The sequence below is a fragment of the Siccirubricoccus phaeus genome, from assembly GCF_008360935.1.
In the GTDB taxonomy this organism is placed as follows: domain Bacteria; phylum Pseudomonadota; class Alphaproteobacteria; order Acetobacterales; family Acetobacteraceae; genus Siccirubricoccus; species Siccirubricoccus phaeus.
Window position 1 is genome coordinate 1 of record NZ_SRXO01000016.1, and the last position, 21,496, is coordinate 21,496.

A 21,496-nucleotide genomic window follows, 5' to 3' on the forward strand; every position below is an offset into this window, starting at 1 on the left:
CACGCTCACGCAGATCCTCGGAGTATGGCCGCATCCTGGCTGGCCTCCATCGCCCAGCCCAGAGCTTGAATCAGATCTCAGCCCGTTTCGGAACCCCCGATTCAGAGCAAACACAGCATGCTCTAGCTCATTGTTCGGTCGCGTGATTCACGGTTTCGGTCGATTCGACCTCAACCGATCACGCTCTAGCGCCCCTGACCGAGGCCAGCACCGCCGGCCAGGCCGGCTTCTGCGGGACCGCCCCGCGGCGATGCCGGCCGCCACCAGCTCCCGCGGCGGCAAGGCCGTGTTGCCATCGCCATTGACCGCGCCCGCCGGGCCGGGCTGCGTTGCCACGGTAGCACGTGGCTGAGACCCCGTCTCGAAAGGTCTGCGGCGCGTCTCGGCGGGTCCTTTCCGCCCTGGCGACGTCCACCTCCTGGCCGGGACGTAATCCCTCGCCGAGCCGATGCCGGGACCCTTTTAAGACAGCCCGAGGCGCCGGCTCACCCCAGCTCGATCACCGCATCCGCGGCGAAGCAGCCCTCGCCTTCCGGCAGGACCAGCAGCGGGTTCACATCCACGCCGGCCAGACGCGGGCCGGCCGCAACCGCAAAAGCCGAAAGCGCCGACAAGGCACGCGCCAAAGCCGCCACATCCGCCCTGGGCCGCCCCCGCGCGCCATCCAGCAAAGCGAAGCCGCGCAGGGAGCGGATCATGCGTTCGGCCTCCGCCGCGTCGAAGGGGCAGCGGCGGAAGGCGACATCCTTCAGCACCTCGATGAAGATGCCGCCCAGCCCCACCATCGCCACCGGCCCGAAGACCGGGTCGCGGAAGATGCCCAGCGCCATCTCGACCGCGCCCTTGATCTGCTTCGCCACCAGCACGCCCTCGATGCGCGCGCCCGGGGCATGCGTCGCAGCGCGCTCGATCAGCGTGGCGAAGCCGGCGCGGACGGCGGCCGCATCCGCCACGTCCAGCAGCACGCCGCCGATCTCGCTCTTGTGCAGGATGTCGGGCGAGAGGATCTTCAGCACCACCGGAAAGCCGATGGCCTCCGCCGCCGCCACCGCCGCCTCCACCGTGGCGCAGGCGCGCTCCGGCACCGCCGGCACGCCGGCCTCGGCCAGCAGGGCCTTGGCCGCCGCCTCGCTCGGCGTCGTCTCCGGCAGGGTCACCTTTGGCAGCTTCACCTCCGGCGCCGGCGCCTCCGCCTTGGCGAAGGCGGCGCCGAAGCGGCCCATGGCCTCGATGGCGGTCACGGCGCGCGACGGATCCTCGAAGCAGAGCCAGCCATCCGCCTCGTATTCCCGCACCTTCTCCGGCGCCAGCATGGACATCACCCAGAGCCGGTCCGGGTATTTCGCCCGGATCGCCCGCATCTTCTCCTGCAGCGTCGGCCCCAGGCTGCGCCCCGCCGCGGTCTGCGACCAGAAGGAGAGGATGGAGCTGTAGCCGCCATCCGCCGCGACGCTTTCGACGAAGAGGTCGATCAGCTTCAGGTCGTTGGTCACCTGTGCGGTGCAATCCACCGGGTTGCGCGGGGCGCAGAAGGGGATCAGGGACCGCAGCTTCGCCTGCGCCGCCTCCGGCATCGGCGGCATGGCGACGCCGGCCGCCTCCGCCGCGTCCGAGATCAGCACGCCGGCGCCGCCCGAGACGGTCAGCACGCCGAGCGTGTTCCGCGCCGGGTAGATGCGTTTCGTCGCGGCATAGGCGATGTCCAGCATCTCCTCCGTCGTCCGCGCCCGCACCACGCCGAACTCGTCCAGCACCGCCTGGGTCACCGCGTCGTCGCCGGCGATGGAGGCGGTGTGGGATTGCGCCGCGGCGCCGCCGAGGCTGGACCGCCCGACCTTCATCATCACGATCGGCTTGCGGTTGCGCCGCGCCAGGTCGAGCGCGGCGAGGAAGCTCTCCCGCTCGCGGATGCCCTCGGCATAGGCGCAGATGACGTCCACCTCCGGCGCCTGGGCCATCCAGCCCAGCACGTCGCCCAGCGCCACCTCCGCCTCATTGCCCGTGGTGATCACCACCTGCATGCCGAGGCCGCGGTCGAGCCCGGCGGAGAAGATATGCGTGCCATAGGCGCCGGACTGGCTGGCGACGCCGATCTGGCCGGGGATGGGCCAGCCCTTCTCGAAGCTAGCGGTGAAGGTGCCGTAGAAACGGATGGCGTCGTTGAAGACACCAAGGCAGTTCGGACCGAGCAGCCTTATGCCGTGGCGCCGCGCCGTCTCCGTCAGCTTCACCTGGGCGGCGGCGCCCGCCTCGTCCATTTCGGCGAAGCCGGCGGTGAAGCAGATGACGGCGCGGCAGCCCTTGCGGCCCAGCTCGTCCAGCGTCTCGATCGCCAGGGCGGCGGGCACGGCGATGATGGCGACGTCCGGTGCCTCCGGCAGGGCGGCGACAGAGGGGAAGGCGGGCAGGCCCTGCACTGTCGGGCGCTTCGGGTTCACCGGCCAGATCGGGCCGGCGAAGCCGCGTTCCAGCATATAGGCCAGCGGGCGGCCGCCGATCCGCGTCTTCTCGTCCGAAGCGCCGATGATGGCGACCGAAAGCGGCCGCACCAGCGCATCCAGGGAAGCGAAGCGCGTGGGATCGACGGCAAGGCTGGACATGTTCCCCCCTTCTTCAGGCTGGGCGCAGCCTGGGCCGACGGGGCGCGCGCGGCAAGGGGGGGCGGCTACTCCTCCTCCTCTTCCTCATCCTCGTCGCCGAAGAACTCGTCCTCCTCGGCTTCCTCCTCCTCTTCGTCCTCTTCGTCCTCTTCGTCTTCCTCGTCCTCGAATTCCTCCTCGTCCTCGTCCTCGTCGTCGCCGGTGCCGCTCAGCAGCAGCGGCGGCAGGGGAAGGGGTTCCTCGGTCCATTCTGGTGACGGCATGGGCCATGCGCTCCGTACTGGCTGGCGGACAAGGCGGCGGGGTTGCGTGGCCAGGCTAGCAGGCCCGCGCGGCGGGCAGAATGAAGAGAGGCATGATCTCCTCGCCGTCCCCGTCATGGGCCGAAACCTCCAGACCCGCCCTGGGTTGACCCATGGTTTGGCAAAGGCCCTTCGGTCCCCGGCGGCGCCGCTGCACCGGAATTGGCCAGCCCCTCCCATGCGGGGCTTTCAGACCCGCCGGTTGAACCAGCAGACTCAGGGCGGGGTCCGGGGGGAAGCTCTTCCCCCCGGCGGGGGTGCAGGGGGCAGCGCCCCCTGCCAGGGCCCGGGGCCCCTCAGCCCTGCGCGTCGGGCGAGAGCACCATGCAGGCGCTGCCGCGGCGCAGCCGGTTGCAGGCATTCTGTGCCCCGGCCGGGCTGAGGCCGATGACCCGGGCGCGGTAGAGGGTGCTGCGCCCCTGCGCCACCGGCAGCACCTGCACCCTGCCGCCCGCCGTGCCGGCGGCGGAGGCGGCGGCGGACCGTGCCTGGGCCTGGCTGGCGAAGGCCCCCACCTGCACCGCCCATTGCCCGCCGCCCGAGGGTTCCGGCCGGGAGAGGGCGGCGCGCAGCGGCGCCGGGGCGGCATTGGCGGAGCCCACCAGGCCGAGGCCGCGGGACCGGGCCGGGCTGGGCGGCGCGGCCAGCGCCACGGCCTGGCGCGACGGGGCCGGTGGCGCGGCATGGCGCTGGGCGCCGCGCGGCACTGGCGGCGGCAGCGCGGCGCTGGCCAGCAGCGTGCCGCGCTGGGCCGGTGCGGCGGCGCGGGCGGGCGGGGCGATGGGCGGCTCCGCCGAGCGTGGTACCGGGGCGGGGGTGCCGCGCGCCGATTCGGCTTCCATCTCGGCCATCCGGGCGGCGCCCTGCGGCGTGCTGCCATCCGGGATGGGATCCATGCGCACCACCCCGCCCGGCAGCGGCACCGCGCCCAGCGAGGCGACCTGCACCGGCGGCGACAGGGAGGCCGTGGCGGTGCTGCCATCCGGGATGGGATCCATCCGCACCACCGGGCCGGGCGGAAGCTGCGCCAACTGCACCCCCGGGTCCAGCGCCTGGCGCTGCTCCCTGAGGGCGAGCATGGTCGCGCTGTCCATCCGCCGCGGGCCGGGCGGGATGTTCAGCGGGATCTCGGCGGCGGCGTAGATTTCCGGCGCCACGCGGCGGCGCGGATGCGCGTCCACGATGCGCGGGCCGATGCGGGCGACGTAGTTCCGCGTCTCGGTCGGCAGGCCGCGGCTGCTCCAGAGGTAATCCTCCAGCCGCCGCGGCCCGGCATTGTAGGCGGCGAGGAAGGCGGGCGAGCCGTAGAGGTCATACATCTCCCGGATATAGGCGGCGCCGGCCATGATGCTGTCATAGGGGTGGTAGGGGTCGTCCCCCAGCCCGTAGCGCGCCTGCAGCTCGCGGTAGGTGCCGGGCATCACCTGCATCAGCCCCATGGCGCCGACCGGGGAGGTGGCGGAGACGCGGCCGCCGCTCTCCTGCCGCATCACCTCGCGGATCCAGCGTTCCGGCACGTCGAAGCGGCGGGCGGCCTCGCGGATCCAGGGGCCCCAGGGGTCGCTGGCCGGCCCGGGCGGGTCGTAGCTGGCGGGGCGGTTGTAGCTGCCATAGGTGGCGGCCACATGGGTGGCGGGGCCGCGCTGCTGCGCCGCCTGCTGCCCGCAGGCCGCCAGCAGCGCCATCAGGGAAAGGGCGAAGGCCGGCCGGCCCCAGCCGCGTAGTCCCAGGTCTCGCTTGGCCGGGTCCCGCTTGACCGGGTCCCGCTCGCCCGGGTCGCACCTGGCCCGATCGCACTTGGCCGGATCGCGTCTGGCTAGGTCTCGCCGCCCCGGGTCACCCCGGCCCGGTGCGCTCCCCCCCGGTCGCCCCCCTGCCCCGAAAGTCCCGGACTCACCCGGAACGAAATACCGTAGGCCAGCCTCTTGCCCTTCGGGCATCACCACCGCTCCGTCGCGTCTTGGCCACCGGATTTCCGAAGCCTGCCCCCTCCGGGTCAGCGGTGTCCCCACACCGCAGCCCCAGGCTGCTCCAGGAACCAGGCGGACGGTTTGCGTCCTGCAAGCCCAAGCCCTACACGGCTTTCCGCGGGAAAGGCAAGACCGAGTTGCGCTCGCATTACTTTGCCTGCGCCCGGCCTTGGCTGTGGCGACTTGGCCACAGCGGCTGTGACTTTCTTGACGAATGTCTAATGATACGTGGCGAGGCGGTTGTTTCCGCCGGGTGTTGTTTCAGCCGCGCCCGCGCAGCCCCGCCACCGCGCGCCGCAACGGCAGCAACCCCCGCCACGCCGCCCGCGCCGGCCGCAGCGCGGCACGGGTCCAGAGGGCGGCTTCCAGCACCGGCGGCAATTGCTCGTTCAGCCGGCGAAGCTCCGCCTCGATCCCCGCCAGCCGCGGGCCGAGCGCCGCGTTCTCCGGGGCGGCGCCGGGCGCCGCAGCGGGCACCAGCCAGTCGGTCTGCGCCCGCAGCTCCAGCAGCACCTGGCGCAGCAGCGCCAGCCGCGCCGCCTCGCGCAGCTCGGGGGTGGCGAATTCCTGCCGGCCGCGGCGGAGATGCACCAGGAACTCCACCGCCGGCTCCGGCCGCAGCCACTCCACCCGCCAATCCGCCAGGCCGAGCGCGCCCAGTTCGAGGATCAGCAAGGCGAAGCTCGACGGGGTGAATTGCCAGGCGTGGCAATCGACATAGGCCGCCTCCGGCCGCTCGTCGCAGTTCTCGAAGGCGGCCAGCGCATCCTCCAGCGGACCGCCGAGGCGGAGCGTCGGCACCGCTTCCCCCGCGCCCCAGCCGGGCCGGCCCTCGGCATCGGTGGCGCTGTAGGCGAAGTGGTCGAACAGCGTCGTCGCCGCATGCCGCACCGCGCCGCGGCGATGCGCCGCCAGCACCTGCCCCGTGGTGCTCGGCGGCTTCAGCAGGTCGAAGCACCAGCGCTTGTCCGGCACCGCCAGCACCAGCATCCCGCGCCCCGGCTCCAGCAGCCGCGCGGCGGAGCGCAGGAAGCCGAGCGGATCCGGGATGTGCTCGATGACATGGCTGGCGATGATGGCGGCGAAGCGCCCATGCTCGGCGGCGGGGAAGAGCGCGTCCAGCGGCCCTTCGGTCCAGACCCGGTCCACCGCCTCGATGCGGGCGGTGTCCACATTCGGCGCGGCGGCGTATTTCGCCACCAGCGCCTCCCGGTCCGCATGATCCACGACGGTGGTGTTCCAGCCGTCGCGCTTGGCCGCAACCGGCCCGAAGCTCGGCCCGATCTCGATGATCGGGTCAGCGCGCGAAAGACCGCGCAGCAGCGCGGCGTTCCGCTCGCTCATGCCGCGGGGCGGCGGCCGGTATATTCGAAGCCGGCGGCGATGCGCTCCTGGCTCGGCTGGGTCAGGCTGCCGAAATCCCGCCAGGCGGCGTCGCGGCGGCGGGCCGGGTCGCGCCAGGCATCCACCAGCCAGCCGATGGTGGCGGCGCGCAGCCCGTCCGCCGCCGCCGCCGAGACATCCCGCCGCAGCGCCGATTCGCATTCCGAGGCGAGCCAGGCGAAGGCGTGCACCGGGTTCATGTTGTCCGGCACATGCGCCTCGCCTGCCTCGAAGCCGCTGAACCAGCGCAGCAGCCCGGGCTTGGTGCAATTGTAGAAATGCCAGGGCGCCTCATGCTCCGGCTGCAGGAAGGCGGTCTGGATGAGCACCCAGCCGCCGGGCTTCAGCACCCGGCGGATCTCCGCCGCCACTTGCACCGGGTCGGCGTAGTGCTCGAAGGCGTTGAGCGCCACGACGCCCTCGAAGGCGGCATCGGCGAAGGGCAGGCGGTGGGCGTTGGCGACCAGGTCGGTATGGCGGAAGATCGCCGCCTCCGCCTCCACCACATTCGGCAGGCGGGTGACGGTGCCGCCGGCCGAAAGGTTCAGCACCAGCCCCGGCGTGGCGCGGATCCGCGCCTCGACATGCGCCGGCAGCGGGTTGCTGAGGTGATGCTCGGCATGCAGCACCGGCTCGCCGAGCCCCGGGAACAGCACCGGCCGCCCGGCGCGGAGCGGCCATTGCTTCCCCTCCGGCGTGAGCAGCGCCGTGCCCTCCGGCGACAGGGAAAGCGGCGCGCCGCTTTCCGGGCAGCGCAGCAGCGGCAGCAGCCGGGCGAGCCGGCCCTTCGCATCCTCCGGCGCCTCCGCCGGGGCGGCCACCGTCGCGATCGTGCCGCCCCTGCCGCCCGGCGCGGTCAGGGCCAGCCAGGCATGCCGCCTTTCCATGTCGGCCAGCAGCTTCTTCTTGTTCTCCTCCATCTCCGTCACGGTGCGCAGCATGGAGCTGGCATGCACGCGGTATTCCGCCAGCGGCTCGCCGCCCACCGCGATGCCGGGCAGGCCGCGCTCCGCGATGCGGCACCAGAAGTCGAAATCCTCCCAGCCGAAGCGGACATTGTCGTAGCCGCCGACCAGCGCCCAGCTCGCCTTGGAGACCAGGGCCATGGCGTCCACGTAATTGCCGCCGACGAAGCGCAGCGGGTTGGCGGGCCACACCCCCATCAGCTCCTGCGTCGCGCCGAACTGGCGGATGACCGGGTAGGCATAGGCAGCCCCCACCGCGTTCAGCGCCGCGAGGCAGCGGGAGACGCAGCCGGGCAGCAGCCGGTTGTCGGCATCCAGCGGCAGCACATGCAGGGTCTCCGCCGCGTCGAAGCCGACATTGCGGGTCGGGCCGAGGCCGGCATTGACCAGGTTGCGCAGCACCACCAGCCGGTTGAAGCGGTCCCGGTGCCGCTCCGCCCAACGCAGCGCGACGGCGAGCGACTCGTCGGTGGAGGCATCGTCGACGACGACCAGGTCGAGATCGACCACGTCCTGCGCCGCGACCGAATCCAGCGCCTCCTCGACGTAATGCGCGTAATTGTGCAGCGGCACCACCACCGTCACCGCGGCTTCGCGCAGCCGGTCGGAGACGAAGACCTGCTCATGCGCCGGCAGCTCCGGCGGCGGCATGGGCTGGTGCAGCGGCTGCAGGCTGAAGGCGAAGGCGCGCGACGCCGCCCGCCCGCCGCGCAGATGCTCGAGCAGCGAGGCCGCCAGCTCGGCGCGCCGGTCGGGGCCGAAATTCCACAGCGCGTCGTACAGCGCGTTGCGCGCCACGCGGCGGCGCTCCTCCGGATCCTCCAGCAGGCGGCGCAGCGCGCCGTGCCACTCCTCCTCGGATTCGGCGAGGAAGCCGGTCTCGCCATGGCGGATGGCGCGGCGATAGGGCCCGGTGGGGGAGGCGATGGTGCCGACGCCGGCGATCGCCGCCTCGAAATACTTCAGCTCGCTCTTCGCCTCGCAGAAGGGGTTGCCCACTTCCAGCGGCGCGAGGTTGATGTCGAAGCGCGCCATCTCCTCCGGCAATTGCTCCAGCGGCACGCGCTGGCGCCACTCGACCTGCTGATCGAGACCGTGCAGGGCGGGGAATTCCTCGATGTCGAGCAGCGGCCGCTGGGTCTCGGCATCGTGGAACAGCACCAGCCGCGCCGCGGGGCAGGACCGCAGGATGCGCGCCACCGCCCCGGCGCAAAGGGCGAAATCCCGCTGGTGGGTGCGGGAGCCGCCGGCATAGCCGATGCGGAACAGCCCGTCCGCCGGCGCCGCCGCGCGCCGCCGGGCGGCGAGGCGAGAGCGCTGGTAGGTCCGCGCGTCGAAGCCGTTCGGCAGCACCAGCGCCGGCAGCCACATGCGCCGCGCATGGCTCGCCAGCTCCTCCGTCGTCACCGTGCAGAGATCGGCGGCGAGCATGGTGCGGCGGACCCGGTCGTAGAATTCCCCCACCGCGCTCTCGGTGAGGAATTGGGTGCGGATGCCGTCGATGATGTCGATGCGCGCCAGCTCCGGGTCGATCATCAGGTCATCGACGTCGAAGATGATGCGCGCGCCGGCCTGCCGCGCCGTGTCGATCGCCGCCCCCACCTCCGGCGTCCAGGCGGCGCGCCAGATGCAGAGGAGCTGCGCCGTGGCGATCTCGCCGAGCCGCGCCGGCAGTTCCTCGAGGCGCAGGATGGCGGCCTCGGCGCCGGCCTGGCGCAGCGCCTCGGCATAGCGTTCCACCCGATAGGCGTGGCCGGGGGTATGCGGCTCCCCGCTCAGGAAGGCGATGCGGAAGCGGGCCGGCGCGCCGGCCGGCACCGTGCCCGTGGCCGTCACCGCGGCGGGCGCCGCCACCTGGGCGGGCGTGGGCGTCAGGGCCACGGCCGGCGGCAGGGCGGGCATCGGCGCCGGCCGGCCGAGCAGGGCGCGGAATTTCGTGCGGTAGCCCGGCTCGCCCCGCCACAGCCCGGCGGCGACGCGCAGCGGCCGCGTCAGCCGCCAGGAGCTGGAGGCGATGAGGGCGGCCCGCTGCTCCCGCAGCGCGACCGCCTCGGACCGCGCCGCGCGCATCTCCACCCGGGCGGCGAGCAGCTCGTTCTGCGCCTGGTCCTGCTCCGCCCGCGCCTGGGCGAGGCTGGCCGCGAGCTGCTCCCGCGCCGCGACCACCGCATCCCGCTCGGCCAGCGCCGCGTCGCGCTCGGCCAGCGCCGAATCCCGCGCCGCCAGGGCGGCATCCCGGGCGGCGAGGGCGGCGCCATGCTCGGCCGGCACGCGGTCGCGCTCCGCCAGGACCCGGTCGCGTTCGGCGAGCGCGTGGTCGCGCTCCGCCAGCGCATGGTCGCGTTCGGCGAGGATGTGGTGGCGCTCGGCCAGGATATGGTCGCGCTCGGCGAGCACGCGGTCGCGCTCGGCAAGGGCCGCGTCGCGTTCGGCGAAGGCGGCGTCGCGCTGCCCGGCCGCCGCGCTGATCCGCTCCTCCTGCTGCCGCTCGGTCGTCTGCCGGCGGCCGACATCCTGCGCCAGCTCCCGGAGCTGGTAGCGGAAGCGTACCGCCTCGCCGCGCGCGGCGAAGAGATGGCGGATGGTCGCCGTCATGCCCGCATCCGCCTCGAACAGCGCGGCGACCGGGCGCGGGAATTCACGGCCGAGGCCGAGCACGCCGAGGCCCTGGCCGTGGGTGAACTCGAAATGCGGATGCTCGGCGCGCAGCGCCCGCCACAGCCGCCAGACGCCGAAATCCCGCTCCCGCACATTGATGTCGTGGAACAGCACCACGCCGCGGTCGGACAGCGTGTCCCGCCAGGTCTCGAAATCGTGCCGCACCGCCTCCTCGGTGTGCAGCCCGTCGATATGCAGCAGGTCGATCTCGCCGGCGCCGAAATAGGCCCGCGCCTCGTCGAAGCTGCTGCGCAACAGGGTGGAGAAGCGGCGCCAGTGGCGCTCATTCACCGCGCTGACGCCGGCGAAGACCTCCTCGCCGTAGTGCCCGGCATGCTCGTCGCCCTGCCAGGTATCGACCGCATGGCAGAAGCTGGGCAGACCGAAACGTTCCACCGCCTGGCAGAAGGCGCCGTAGGAGACGGCCCAGTGCGTCCCGAGCTCGACGATGCTGCGCGGCCGGAGGGCCTTTACCAGCCACCACGCGAAGGGCACATGTTCCAGCCAGGCGCTGGCGGCGAGATGGTCCGGCTGCCAGTCGAGCTCCGGGCCGAGTTCCAGGGCAGCGGCCACGCCGGACAGGCCCGCATCGGAGATCGGGCGGTCAGGCAGTGTGATATCCATGCATGATCCTTCGGCTTCGCGGCCAGGCCGCGGCAGGCAGGCATGACGCCTGCGAGCTATGACTGCAATTCGGCGTCACGACACGACACATTGCCGTAGCCATTGTCGCGAACGCTTGATCGATGACATGGTTCCGGGCATGCACCGGCAGCATGAGAACGAGCCCCATGAGCACGAATTCCCCAAGCACGAGCCCGCTGGATGACGAGATCGGTGCGGCTCTTCATCGTTCCGCTGATGTGCTGCGGGCGATGGCGGAGGATGCCGGCTGCCGCGCCGCCATCGCCGGCATGGTGGAGGAAGCCGCGGCGGCGCTGCGCGCCGGCGGCAAGCTGCTGTTCTGCGGCAATGGCGGCAGCGCCGCGGATGCGCAGCACTGGGCCGGCGAGCTGGTCTCCCGCTTCATGTACGACCGGCCGGGCCTCGCCGCCATCGCGCTGACGACGGACAGCTCCATCCTCACCGCCATCGGCAACGACTATGGCTATGAGCGGGTCTTCGCCCGGCAGGTGGAGGCGCTCGGCGTGCAGGGCGACGTGCTCTTCGCGCTGTCCACCTCCGGGCGCTCGCCCAACATCATCGCCGCGCTGCGGGCGGCGCGGGCGAAGGGCATGCTGACCTTCGGCTTCACCGGCGCCGCGGGCGGGGAGCTGCCGGCGCTCTGCGACCATTGCCTCTGCGTCCCCGCCACCGCCACGCCGCTGATCCAGGAAGCGCATGAGGCGGCGGGGCACACCATCTGCGCCCTGATCGAGCAGCGCCTCTTCCCGCGCAGGGCATGAGGCCGGCGCTGTTCCTCGACCGCGACGGGGTGGTGAATGCCGATCGCGGCTATGTCCACCGGATCGAGCAGGTGGAATTCCTGCCCGGCATCTTCGCGCTGGCGCGCGCGGCCAGGGCACGGGACATGCCGATCGTCATCGTCACCAACCAGTCGGGCATTGGGCGCGGGCTTTACTCGGAGGCGGATTTCGCCGCGCTGATGCAGTGGATGGCAGCGCGCTTCGCGACGGAGGGCGCGCCGCTCACCGGGGTGGAGCATTGCCCGGACCATCCGGTGCACGGCCTGGGCTCCTACCGGCGGGAGAATGACCGGCGCAAGCCGGGCCCCGGCATGCTGCGGGACGCCGCGGCGCGGCACGGGCTGGCGCTGGGGCGCTCCGTGATGGTCGGGGACCATGCGACGGATATGCTGGCCGGGCAGCGCGCCGGCCTGCCCTTTCTGGTGCTGGTGGGCGGGGACGCGGCGGAAGCGGCCGCCGCGCCGCCCGGCACGCTGGCGCTGCCGAGCGTGGCCGCGGCGGCGGCGTGGCTGGAGGGGCTCCGCCCCGCAACCCCGGCAGGGGGCGCTGCCCCTGCATCCGAGCCGGGAAGGGCACCTCTCCCTGGACCCCGGTGTGAGTTCGGCCTGTGATTCACGGCTCAGTCGATTCGACCTCGGCCGATCACGCTCCGGGGTTCAGCCGGCAAATTCATCCCGCCACTGCGGCCTCGGCGCCAGCGCCGCATACGCGCCCTCCAGCGAAAGCCAGGGGCTGTAGAACGGGTCCGCCATCAGCGCCGCGCCCCAGCGGTCCTGCATGGTGGCGATCTCCCCCGCGAAGCGCCGCATCTTCTCCCGCGAGAGATCCGCGCCGCGCGAGGCGGATTCCAGATGGTACAGCTCCGCGAAGGGCGTCCAGAGATTGCGCAGGCCCCGCGCCCGCAGCTTCAGGCAGAGATCGACATCGTTGAAGGCGACGGCCAGCCGCGCGGCATCGAAGCCCCCCACCGCCAGAAAGGCCTCCCGCCGCACCGCCAGGCAGGCACCGGTCACCGCCGTCACCTCCCGCACCAGGCCGAGGCTGCCGAAGGGGCCTGGATCCTCCCGCGGCGTCTTCGGCAGGTAATGGTCGGCGACACCGCCGATGCCGGTCACCACCCCGCCATGCTGCAGGCTGCCATCGGCATAGAGCAGCTTCGCCCCCACCGCGCCCACCCCCGGCCGCACCGCCTGCGCCACCAGCTCCGCCAGCCAGCCGGGCCCGATCACCTCGATGTCGTTGTTCAGCAGCAGCAGCACCTCGCCCCGCGCCGCTGCCGCCGCCTGGTTGTTCAGCGCCGCGTAATTGAACGGCCCCGGGGCGGGCAGCACGCGCACCCGCGCATCCTGGCGCAGCCGGGCGAGGAGCGCGGCGGTCGCCGCCTCCCGGCTGTCATTGTCGATGACGATCACCTCCAGCGCCGGATAGTCCGTGCGGTGCAGCACCCCCTCCAGGCAGGCCTCCAGCAGCGCGGCGCGGTCGCGCGTCGGCACCAGCACGGAAACCAGCGGGGCCGGGTCCGGCAGCGGCCAGGCGATGCGGCAGGCGGCGGGCCAGAGCGGCGCCGCGCTCACCCGGGCATCCGGCGCCGCCTCCGCCAGCACGGCCGCCGCCGCTTCCTGCTCCCGCCCCGCCTGCCGCGGCGGGGCGGTGGCCAGCAGCATGGGCAGGTGCCGGATCGCCGCCGCCGGCACCGCCCGCGCGGCGCGGCGCGCCAGTTCCTCCGGCGGCGCGTCCGGCCAGCGCGCGGCCAGGGCGGTGCGCCAGGCGGTGGCCGGGCCGAAGAGATTCGCCGCTAGATGCCAGTCCGCGTCGAAATCCGGCTTCAGCCAGGGTATGGCGCCGCCCTCGCCCGCCTGTTCCTCATCGGCATAGAGGATCTGCGCCGCCGGCCAGGCGCGGGCCGCCTCCGCCAGCAGGGCCAGGGCCAGGGGGTGCAGCACCTCGCCCGGACGCAGCACCAGAAGCCATTCCGCCTCCGGCGGCTTTCCCGTCTCCCCTGGCAGGCGGATGGCCGTCGGCGGGTGGCGCTGCGCCGCCAGGGAGGCAAGGCTCGCCGCCAGCGCCCCCGGCGCCGCCTCGCCGTCCGCGATCCGCACCAGGAAGCGTGGCGTCGTCCCCGGGCGGGGCGCCGGCGGCAGCCTCCCTTGCAGCCACGCCTCATGCCGGCGGCGCCAGCGCTGCAGCGCCTCGGGCGGCGTGCGGTCCAGCCGCGGCGGGCGCGGCGGGGTGCCCAGGGCGCGCCGCGCCAGCAGGGCCAGCGGCACGCGGATTGCCGCAGCCAGCCGGGCCGCCGGTGCCGGCAGCAGCGCCCAGCCCCGCCGCCAGCCCTGGCTGGCCAGCCCCAGCAGGCCGCGCCGCAGCCCGGCCAGCGCCGAATCCAGCCGCATGCCTAGCCCCGCTGCCGCCGCGCCGGCCCGGGCGCGGGCCGCGGCAGGGGGTGGGGCTGGGGGCACCGCAGCGTCATTGGGGGCATGCCTTCATCCTTCATCCCCGCCGGGGAATGGCGCCGGGGAAACACTGCGTATCTCGCCCCGTTCCGGGCCGCCATGGCAGGCTGATGAGGAATGGTAACCGCGCGCGGCGGGGCAGGAGGCGCCGCGCCAGCCGCAAGCGAGGCGCCACGCCCCCGGTATGATCGCCGGATCGTGATCGAACCTCGCTCAAAGCTGCGCCAAACCTGCGGGTGCGGCGAACATTATCCCAGATGATGCGCCGCGCTTCGCTCAGCCGGGACCGGCCAAGCCAGGAAGACCCCTTGCTCGCACAGATCGACACCCCGCCCCGTCCGGACACCCTGCCCTTGCGGCTGACGGAGCTGGCCGAGCCCGGGGCTGCCGAAGCCCGTGGAGTACACGCCTACAGCACCGCCGGCACTTGGCCGCGCCTGGCTCGCCGGGCCGGCGAGGCGGCGATGGAGGTCGGCCTCGCCCTCGGTCGGGACATGCTGCGGGCGGTGGATCCGCGCCCCACGCTGCGCCGCCTGGAACCCGGCCTGGAGCCGCAGCCGGAAGCCCGCAGCATCGCCCTCTTCGTGCATTACTCGCCGCAGGGCGGCGTCTCCGAAATGGTGCTGCGCCAGCTTCAGATGCTGCGGCAGCAGGGCTTCGCCGTCGCCTTCATCTCCATGGCCGAGTCCATCCCGGAGGAGGATTGGGAGGCGGTGCGGCAGCAGGCGGCGCTGCTGGCGCTGCGTCGCAATTTCGGCCGGGATTTCGGCGCCTGGCACGACCTGATGGACCTGGCGCTGGAACGCTGGCCGGCGGCCGAGGAAGTGCTGCTGATGAATGACAGCATCCTCGGCCCCATCCGCAACCCGGCGCCCTGCTTCGCCGGGCTGCGCGCCGGCGGCCCTGGCCTGTTCGGCCTCACCGAGAGCCTGCAGAGCGGGCCGCATCTGCAGAGCTACCTGCTGCTGGCGCGCGGCCGGGCGGCGATCGAGGACCTGGCCCTCTTCCTCCGGCAATTCGTCCCGAGCCACTCCAAATGGCTGGTGGTGCGGCGCGGCGAGCTGCAGCTCGCCGACTGGATGCGCCGCCGCGGCCACCGCGTCGCCGCGCTGTTCGGCTATCAGCGGCTGCTGGAGGCGGCGCTGGCCGACCCGGCGGAGGTCGCCCAGCTCAGCGCCTCCCACCCCCTGCTGCGCGGGCTGGACAGCCTGCCGCCGGCGGCACAGCGGGCGCTGCTGCGGGCGCATCCGCTGAACCCCACCCAGCATCTCTGGACCGTGCTGGTGCGGCGCCTAGCCTTCCCCTTCCTGAAGACGGAGCTGGTGCGGCGCAACCCGGGCCACCTGCCCAATGTGGAGCATTGGCCGGCCTTCGTGCCCGCCGGCGCGCCCTGCCCGGTGGCGGTCATCAAGGCGCATCTGGCCGGCCTGCACTGCCCCTCCGCCTGACGCAGCCGGGCAGGCCGTAACCGCCGCGGCCCCGGGGCTCGCCTGGCCGGGGCGGTAGGGATATGCACGGCGGATGAGCGACACCGCCCCATCCGTCCCGCCGGGACTTGCCGACGCCCTCGCCGCCGCGGGGGAGGCCACGCTGCCCCTGCATGCGGCGACCCCCGCCACCCTGCCCTCCCTGCTGGCCGGCCTGCCGGTGGCGGCGGCCGCCTACCTCGCCGCCACCGGCTTCGTCGCGAAGCCGCAGGAATGCCAGTTGCTGCCGGGGCCGGACGGCCTGGCCGGGGCGGTGCTCGGGCTGGGGGAGGCGCCGCCCACCCCCTGGTCCTTCGGCGCCCTGCCCTTCCTGCTGCCCGCCGGCACCGCCTGGCGTCTCGCCGGGGCGGAGCCAGGGCTGGCGGCGCAGGCAGCGCTGGGCTGGGCGCTCGGCGCCTATCGCTTCACCCGCTTCAAGCCGGCCCCCCGCCCGCCGGCGCGCCTGGCGGTGCCGGAAGGGCTGGACGCCCCGCTGCAGCAGGCCGCCGCCATCTGGCGGGCGCGGGACCTGATCAACACCCCTGCCAACCTGCTCGGCCCGGCGGAGCTGGCGGCGGCGGTACAGGACCTGGCGACACGGGAAGGCGCACGCTGCGAGATCGTCGAAGGCGCGGCGCTGGCGGAGGGCTTCCCGGCCTTGCATGCCGTCGGCGCCGGCAGCCCGCGCGCGCCGCGTGTCGCCGTGCTGGAATGGGGCGCGGCGGAGGCGCCGCTGGTCGCGCTCTGCGGCAAGGGCGTCTGCTTCGACACCGGCGGGCTCGACCTCAAGCCCTCCGCCGCCATGCTCCGCATGAAGAAGGATATGGGCGGCGCCGCGCTCGCCATCGCGCTGGCCGAGATGGTGATGCGGGCGAAGCTGCCGGTGCGGCTGCTGCTGCTGGTGGGCGCGGTGGAGAACGCCGTCTCCGGCGACAGCTTCCGCCCGCTCGACGTGCTGCGGAGCCGCGCCGGACGCAGCATCGAAATCGGCAACACCGATGCGGAAGGCCGGCTCGTCCTCGCCGATCTCCTCGCCTTCGCGGCGGAGCGCGCGCCCGCGCTGGTGCTGGATTTCGCAACCCTCACCGGCGCGGCGCGCGTCGCGCTCGGCCCCGACCTGCCGGCGCTGTTCACGCCGGATGATGCGCTGGCGGAGGCGCTGCTCACATCCGGTCGAGCGACCGATGATCCGCTGTGGCGGCTTCCGCTGCACATGGGTTACGATTCGTGGCTCGACAGCAGCGTTGCGGAGATGAACAACGTATCGAGCCGTCCGATGGCCGGCGCGATCATCGCCGCGCTGTTCCTGAAGCGGTTCGTGCCCGACACCCTGCGGTGGGCGCATTTCGACGTTTATGCGTGGAATGACACCGCACGGCCGGGACGGCCCGAAGGCGGCGAGGCGCAGGTCATCCGCGCCGCGCTGCACAGCATCGGCACCCTGTTCGAAGGCGCGTCAGCCTCGCGCGGGTAACGAGACCGAGATGGGATGGAAACTTTCCCGCACCGTCGTTCTTGCCTCTACAGGATGCGCGGAATGACGAAATCGGGAGTCCGGCACGGCGCTACCCGCAGGCCAGGAGGGCCGCGACGGGCGCGCCAGAATGGCAGGCCCTGAGAGGGCGAGGGGATTGAAGCTATGGCGGTTCAGACACATCCGGATCAACTCGTCGCGATCCTGCGGGACACGGTCGTGGCGCTCGTCCGGCGCGACGGGCCGGATCTTTCGGCGCGCCAGCTCGGCGTGTTCCTGACGGTCTATCTGACGGACGGCCCGCATACGGTGCGCGGCCTGGCGGCGGAACTCAATGTTTCCAAGCCCGCCATCACCCGCGCGCTCGACCGGCTGGGCGAGCTGGATCTGGCGCGGCGCAAGGTGGACCCGATGGACCGCCGCAGCGTCATCGTGCAGCGCACGCTGAAGGGCACCGCCTTCCTGCGTGACATGCGCCAGATCATGAGCGAGGCGGAAGGGCTGGTGAGCAGCATGCCGGAAGCGCCGGAAGCGGCGAACGCCGAGCCGTCCCGCGCCGAGGGCCGCAAGGCAGGCTGAGCGCGCGGGCTGGCGGGCGGCACCGACGTCTGGCCGAGCCCGGCCGCCCGCTGCCCTGCCGCGACAGGCTGCGCGGGTCGTCGGAAAGGCAGCGACTCCGGGGCCCTCGCGGCGCCGCGGGGAGCAGGTCAGTATCCCGCGGCGAAATCGACGAGGTTGATGAGCGGGCGGCCGTCGCGCAGGCGGTGGAGATTCTCCACCACCTGCGGCGCCGCGCTGGCGGGGATGGTGATGCTGGCGGCATGCGGCGTGAGCACCACGCGCGGATGCCGCCAGAAGGGATGTTCCGGCGGCAGCGGTTCCGGCTCCGTCACATCCAGCGCGGCGCCGGCGATCTGGCCGCTCTCCAGCGCCGCCAGCAGATCCGGCTGCACCACATGGCCGCCGCGCGCGGCATTCAGCAGGAAGGCGCCGCGCGGCAGCAAGGCGAGGCGCTCCGCGTTCAGCAGCCCCTGCGTCTCCGGCGTCAGCGGCAGCAGGCAGATGAGGATGTCGCTGCGGCCGAGCATGGCGCGCAGCCCATCCTCGCCATGGAAACCCTCGATCCCCGGCAGGGATTTCGGCCGCCGCGACCAGCCCATCACCGGGAAGCCGAGGGCACGCAGCTTCGCCGCCGCATCGCTGCCCAGCGCGCCGAGACCGAGAATCCCGATGCGCCGCTGCGCCGTGTCCGGCGCCGGCAGCTCATGCCAGATCGCCGCCGCCTGCTGCGCCCGGTACTCCGGGTCCTGCCGATGGAAGCGCAGCACGTTCTGCAGCACCCATTCCGTCATGCCCTGGGTCAGGCGCGTATCGACGAGCCGCGCCACCGGAATGCCGGGCGGCGGGCCGGGCGGGCGCATCAGATGGTCCACGCCGGCGCCCATGGAGACGATGAGGCGCAGATCGGGGAAGCGGCGCAGCGCGGCGAGGTCGTGGCCGGTCCACATCACCACCGCCTCGATCGTGGCGGGATCGCCGGAGTCCGGATGCAGCCGGATTTCGAGCGCCGGGTCGAGGGCCAGCAGCGCGTCGCGCCAGCCCGCCATGGCGGACTCCTTGGTGGCGAGCAGAACGGCCATGGTCAGTCCTTCGGCAAGGGGTCCAGTGACTCGGGCAGGGCGCGGATGAAGCCGCGCCAATCGTCGCGGCGCGTCGCCGCGCGCTCCTCGCCGTCCGGCAGCCGCGCATAGAGGCTGAGCACGCCGCGCGACCACCAGAAATCGAAGTGCGCGTCGGCGGACAGCACCAGCGCCGCGGTGCGGTCGAAGACCGCGTCGCGCACGCGCGGCTGCTGCTTCATCAGCCACCACCAGCAGCCCACGGCCAGCACCGCGGCGCCCAGGTAGAAATGCACCAGCGCCGTGGCGGCGAAGGAAGCGACCAGCACGGCGCCCGCCGGCAGCACATTCTCCTGCGCGCGATAGACCGGGCTGCCTGGGCTGTTCATCGGCCGGATATGCACGCCGAGCTTCACCTGCCCGGCATCCAGCAGCTCCCGCAGCCGCTGCAATTCCGGCCCGGCCTGCGCGGCGCTCATGCCGTTACCGTCGCCAGGTCGAAGGCCGCGGCCATCAGCGCCTTGGTGTAGGGGTGGGTGGGGGCTTCGGTCAGGCGTTCCGCCTCGCCCTCCTCCACCACCTGGCCGTCCTTCAGCACCAGGATGCGGTGGGACATCGCGCGCACCACGCGCAGATCATGGCTGATGAAGAGGTAGGCGAGGCGATGCCTCGCCTGCAGGTCGCGCAGCAAATCCACCACCTGGGCCTGGACCGAGACATCGAGGGCGCTGGTCGGCTCATCCAGCACCACCAGCCGCGGCTTCAGCACCAAAGCGCGCGCGATGGCGATGCGCTGGCGCTGGCCGCCGCTGAATTCATGCGGATAGCGCTGCGCCATGGCGGGGTCCAGCCCCACCTCCTCCAGCGCCTGCGCCACGGCCTTCTCGCGCGCTGGGCGGGGGAGGCCGGGCTCGTGCACCTCCAGCCCCTCGCCGATGATCTCCCCCGCTGAAAGCCGCGGCGAGAGCGAGCCGTAAGGATCCTGGAAGACGATCTGCATGCGCCGGCGCAGCGGCCGCAGCGCGGATTGGGCGAGGCCCTGGATGTCCTGCCCATCGAAGCGGATGGCGCCGGTGCTGCGTTCCAGCCGCAGCAGGGCGAAGCCGAGCGTGGTCTTGCCGCTGCCGCTTTCCCCCACCAGGCCGAGCGTCTCGCCTTCCCGCACCGCCAGGCTCACGCCATCCACCGCCTTCACATGCCCCACGGTGCGGCGGAGCAGCCCGCGGCGGATGGGGAAATGCACGCGCACATCCTCGCCGCGCACCACCTCCGGCGCGTCGGGCGGCACGGGGGCGGGGCGGCCGCGTGGTTCGGTGGCCAGCAGCATCCTCGTATAGGGGTGCTGCGGGGCGGCGAAGACGGCGGCGGTGGTGCCGCTTTCCACCGCCTCGCCATCCTTCATCACCACCACCCGGTCGGCATGGCGGCGGACGATGCCGAGGTCGTGGGTGATGAGCAGCATCGCCATGCCGGTGCGGCGCTTCAGCCCGGCGAGGAGTTCGAGGATCTGCGCCTGGATGGTGACGTCGAGGGCGGTGGTCGGCTCGTCGGCGATCAGCAGCTGCGGGTCGTTGGCCAGCGCCATGGCGATCATCACCCGCTGGCGCTGGCCGCCGGAGAGCTGGTGCGGGAAGGCGTTGAGACGTTCCTCGGCGCGCGGCAGCCCGGCCTCGCGCAGCTTCTCCACGACGCAGGCGCGCAGCGCGGCGCCGGCGAGCGGGCGGTGCAGCGTCACCGCCTCCGCCACCTGGCGGCCGATGCCGTGCAGCGGGTTGAGCGAGGTCATCGGCTCCTGGAAAACGATGCCGGCGACGCCGCCGCGGAGCTGGCGCAGCGCCGGTTCATCGGCCCGCAGCACATCGACGCCATCGAGCGTGATGCGGCCTGCCGGATTGTGCCCGCCAGGCGGCAGCAGGCGCAGGACGGACAACGCCGAGACCGATTTGCCGCTGCCGCTCTCGCCGACCAGCGCCAGGGTTTCGCCCGGCTGCAGGTGGAAGGAGAGGTTGCGCACGACCCGGCGCGCGCCGAAGGCGACGGAGAGATCCTCCACCGTGAGCAGCGGCGGGCTCATCGCCCGCCCCCGGGCAGCTTGCGCGGGTCGAAGGCGTCGCGCACCGCCTCGCCGACGAAGATCAGCAGGGTCAGCACCCCGCCCAGCACGACGAAGCCGGTGAAGGCCAGCCAGGGCGCCTGCAGGTTGTTCTTGCCCTGGGAGAGCAGCTCACCGAGCGAGGGCGAGCCCGGCGGCAGGCCGAAGCCGAGGAAATCCAGGCTGGCGAGGACGGTGACCGAGCCGGAGAGGATGAAGGGCAGGAAGGTCAGCGTCGCCACCATGGCATTGGGCAGGATGTGACGCAGCATCAGCCGCGCATCGGAAACGCCCAGCGCCCGTGCCGCGCGGACGTAGTCCAGGTTGCGGCCGCGGAGGAATTCCGCGCGCACCACCCCCGTCAGCCCCATCCAGGAGAACAGCAGCAGGAAGCCCAGCAGCACCCAGAAGCCGGGCGTGATGATGCTGGCCAGGATGATAAGCAGGAAAAGCTGCGGCATGCCCGACCAGATCTCGATGAAGCGCTGGAAGAGCAGGTCCGTCGTCCCGCCGTAATAGCCCTGCACGGCCCCGGCGGCGATGCCGATGACGGAGGAGATGATGGTGAGCGTGAAGCCGAACAGCACGGAAATGCGGAAGCCGTAGATCACCCGCGCCAGCACGTCCCGCGCCTGGTCATCCGTGCCCAGCCAGTTGCGCAGGGAAGGCGGCGCCGGCGCCGGGCGGCCGAGATCGCGCACGATGGTGGCATGCGCATAGGGGATGGCGGGCCAAAGCATCCAGCCGCGCTGCTCCACCTCCTGCACCAGCACCGGGTCGTGCCAGTCGGCTTCCGTCGGCAGGCCGTCCGGCAGCACATCGCTTTCGGCGTAGTCGGCCAGCACGGGGAAGAACCAGCGCCCCTCCACCCGCGCCACCAAAGGCCGGTCATTGGCGATGAACTCGGCGAAGAGCGTCACCAGGAACAGCGCCAGGAAAATCCACAGCGACCACCAGCCGCGCCGGTTCGCCCGGAAGTTCGCAAGGCGCCGGGCGTTGAGCGGGCTCATGGCATTGCAGGGGGTTCTGCCCCCTGCACCCCCGCCGGGGACCGGACCGGTCCCCGGACCCCGGTCTGAGTTTTAATCGC

At 72.8% G+C, this 21,496-nt stretch carries 15 protein-coding genes; 5 read left to right on the top strand and 10 right to left on the bottom strand.

Going from position 1 to position 21,496, the window contains the following annotated elements; all coding sequences use genetic code 11:
* Window positions 1–485 precede the first annotated feature (485 nt).
* From E5N76_RS20190 to E5N76_RS20210, 5 genes are all read right to left on the bottom strand, one after another.
* Window positions 486–2,600, bottom strand: coding sequence for an acetate--CoA ligase family protein (locus tag E5N76_RS20190; RefSeq protein WP_149539131.1), 2,115 nt, complete (start codon window positions 2,598–2,600; stop codon window positions 486–488).
* Window positions 2,601–2,665: 65 nt separating this feature from the next.
* The gene (locus E5N76_RS20195; protein WP_149539132.1) at window positions 2,666–2,863 is read right to left on the bottom strand and encodes a hypothetical protein; all 198 of its coding nucleotides are present in this window, start codon (window positions 2,861–2,863) and stop codon (window positions 2,666–2,668) included.
* 335 nt (window positions 2,864–3,198) lie between these two features.
* Window positions 3,199–4,587 (bottom strand): lytic transglycosylase domain-containing protein, encoded by a 1,389-nt coding sequence (locus E5N76_RS20200; protein ID WP_149539133.1) that lies wholly within the window; start codon window positions 4,585–4,587, stop codon window positions 3,199–3,201.
* Window positions 4,588–5,133: 546 nt separating this feature from the next.
* Window positions 5,134–6,216, bottom strand: coding sequence for a class I SAM-dependent methyltransferase (locus E5N76_RS20205; RefSeq protein ID WP_187830297.1), 1,083 nt, complete (start codon window positions 6,214–6,216; stop codon window positions 5,134–5,136).
* Window positions 6,213–10,502 (bottom strand): glycosyltransferase, encoded by a 4,290-nt coding sequence (locus E5N76_RS20210; protein ID WP_149539135.1) that lies wholly within the window; start codon window positions 10,500–10,502, stop codon window positions 6,213–6,215. The genes E5N76_RS20205 and E5N76_RS20210 overlap by 4 nt, the downstream gene beginning before the upstream one ends.
* A gap of 167 nt (window positions 10,503–10,669) precedes the next feature.
* Between E5N76_RS20210 and E5N76_RS20215 the strand changes: the two genes are divergently transcribed.
* Both E5N76_RS20215 and E5N76_RS20220 read left to right on the top strand, forming a co-directional pair.
* Window positions 10,670–11,284 carry a D-sedoheptulose 7-phosphate isomerase gene (locus E5N76_RS20215; protein ID WP_457852683.1) on the top strand — a complete coding sequence of 205 codons (615 nt, stop codon included), beginning with the start codon at window positions 10,670–10,672 and terminating at the stop codon, window positions 11,282–11,284.
* On the top strand, window positions 11,281–11,916 hold the full coding sequence (locus E5N76_RS20220; protein ID WP_149539136.1) for a D-glycero-alpha-D-manno-heptose-1,7-bisphosphate 7-phosphatase: 636 nt from the start codon (window positions 11,281–11,283) through the stop codon (window positions 11,914–11,916). The genes E5N76_RS20215 and E5N76_RS20220 overlap by 4 nt, the downstream gene beginning before the upstream one ends.
* A 45-nt stretch (window positions 11,917–11,961) precedes the next feature.
* Here E5N76_RS20220 and E5N76_RS30115 read toward each other — a convergent pair whose 3' ends face one another.
* The gene (locus E5N76_RS30115) at window positions 11,962–13,695 is read right to left on the bottom strand and encodes a glycosyltransferase (protein WP_207792044.1); all 1,734 of its coding nucleotides are present in this window, start codon (window positions 13,693–13,695) and stop codon (window positions 11,962–11,964) included.
* A gap of 368 nt (window positions 13,696–14,063) precedes the next feature.
* Between E5N76_RS30115 and E5N76_RS20230 the strand changes: the two genes are divergently transcribed.
* From E5N76_RS20230 to E5N76_RS20240, 3 genes are all read left to right on the top strand, one after another.
* Window positions 14,064–15,203, top strand: coding sequence for a hypothetical protein (locus tag E5N76_RS20230; protein ID WP_149539137.1), 1,140 nt, complete (start codon window positions 14,064–14,066; stop codon window positions 15,201–15,203).
* Window positions 15,204–15,276: 73 nt separating this feature from the next.
* The gene (locus tag E5N76_RS20235) at window positions 15,277–16,695 is read left to right on the top strand and encodes a leucyl aminopeptidase family protein (protein WP_149539138.1); all 1,419 of its coding nucleotides are present in this window, start codon (window positions 15,277–15,279) and stop codon (window positions 16,693–16,695) included.
* Window positions 16,696–16,860: 165 nt separating this feature from the next.
* Window positions 16,861–17,274: a MarR family transcriptional regulator gene (locus E5N76_RS20240; RefSeq protein WP_149539139.1), complete on the top strand. Its 414-nt coding sequence runs from the start codon at window positions 16,861–16,863 to the stop codon at window positions 17,272–17,274.
* A gap of 128 nt (window positions 17,275–17,402) precedes the next feature.
* On the opposite strand, the gene E5N76_RS20245 is transcribed toward E5N76_RS20240, so the two are convergent.
* Genes E5N76_RS20245 through E5N76_RS20260 form a run of 4 tightly spaced genes read right to left on the bottom strand, consistent with a single transcriptional unit; the run spans window position 17,403 to window position 21,416 of the window.
* Entirely contained in the window at window positions 17,403–18,335 is a 933-nt protein-coding gene (locus E5N76_RS20245; RefSeq protein WP_235907793.1) for a 2-hydroxyacid dehydrogenase, read from the bottom strand.
* Between the two features lie 2 nt (window positions 18,336–18,337).
* Window positions 18,338–18,793, bottom strand: coding sequence for a hypothetical protein (locus E5N76_RS20250; protein WP_149539140.1), 456 nt, complete (start codon window positions 18,791–18,793; stop codon window positions 18,338–18,340).
* The gene (locus tag E5N76_RS20255) at window positions 18,790–20,388 is read right to left on the bottom strand and encodes an ABC transporter ATP-binding protein (protein ID WP_149539141.1); all 1,599 of its coding nucleotides are present in this window, start codon (window positions 20,386–20,388) and stop codon (window positions 18,790–18,792) included. Before E5N76_RS20255 ends, E5N76_RS20250 begins: the two co-directional genes overlap by 4 nt.
* On the bottom strand, window positions 20,385–21,416 hold the full coding sequence (locus E5N76_RS20260; RefSeq protein ID WP_149539142.1) for an ABC transporter permease: 1,032 nt from the start codon (window positions 21,414–21,416) through the stop codon (window positions 20,385–20,387). The genes E5N76_RS20255 and E5N76_RS20260 overlap by 4 nt, the downstream gene beginning before the upstream one ends.
* Between the last annotated feature and the right edge of the window lie 80 nt (window positions 21,417–21,496).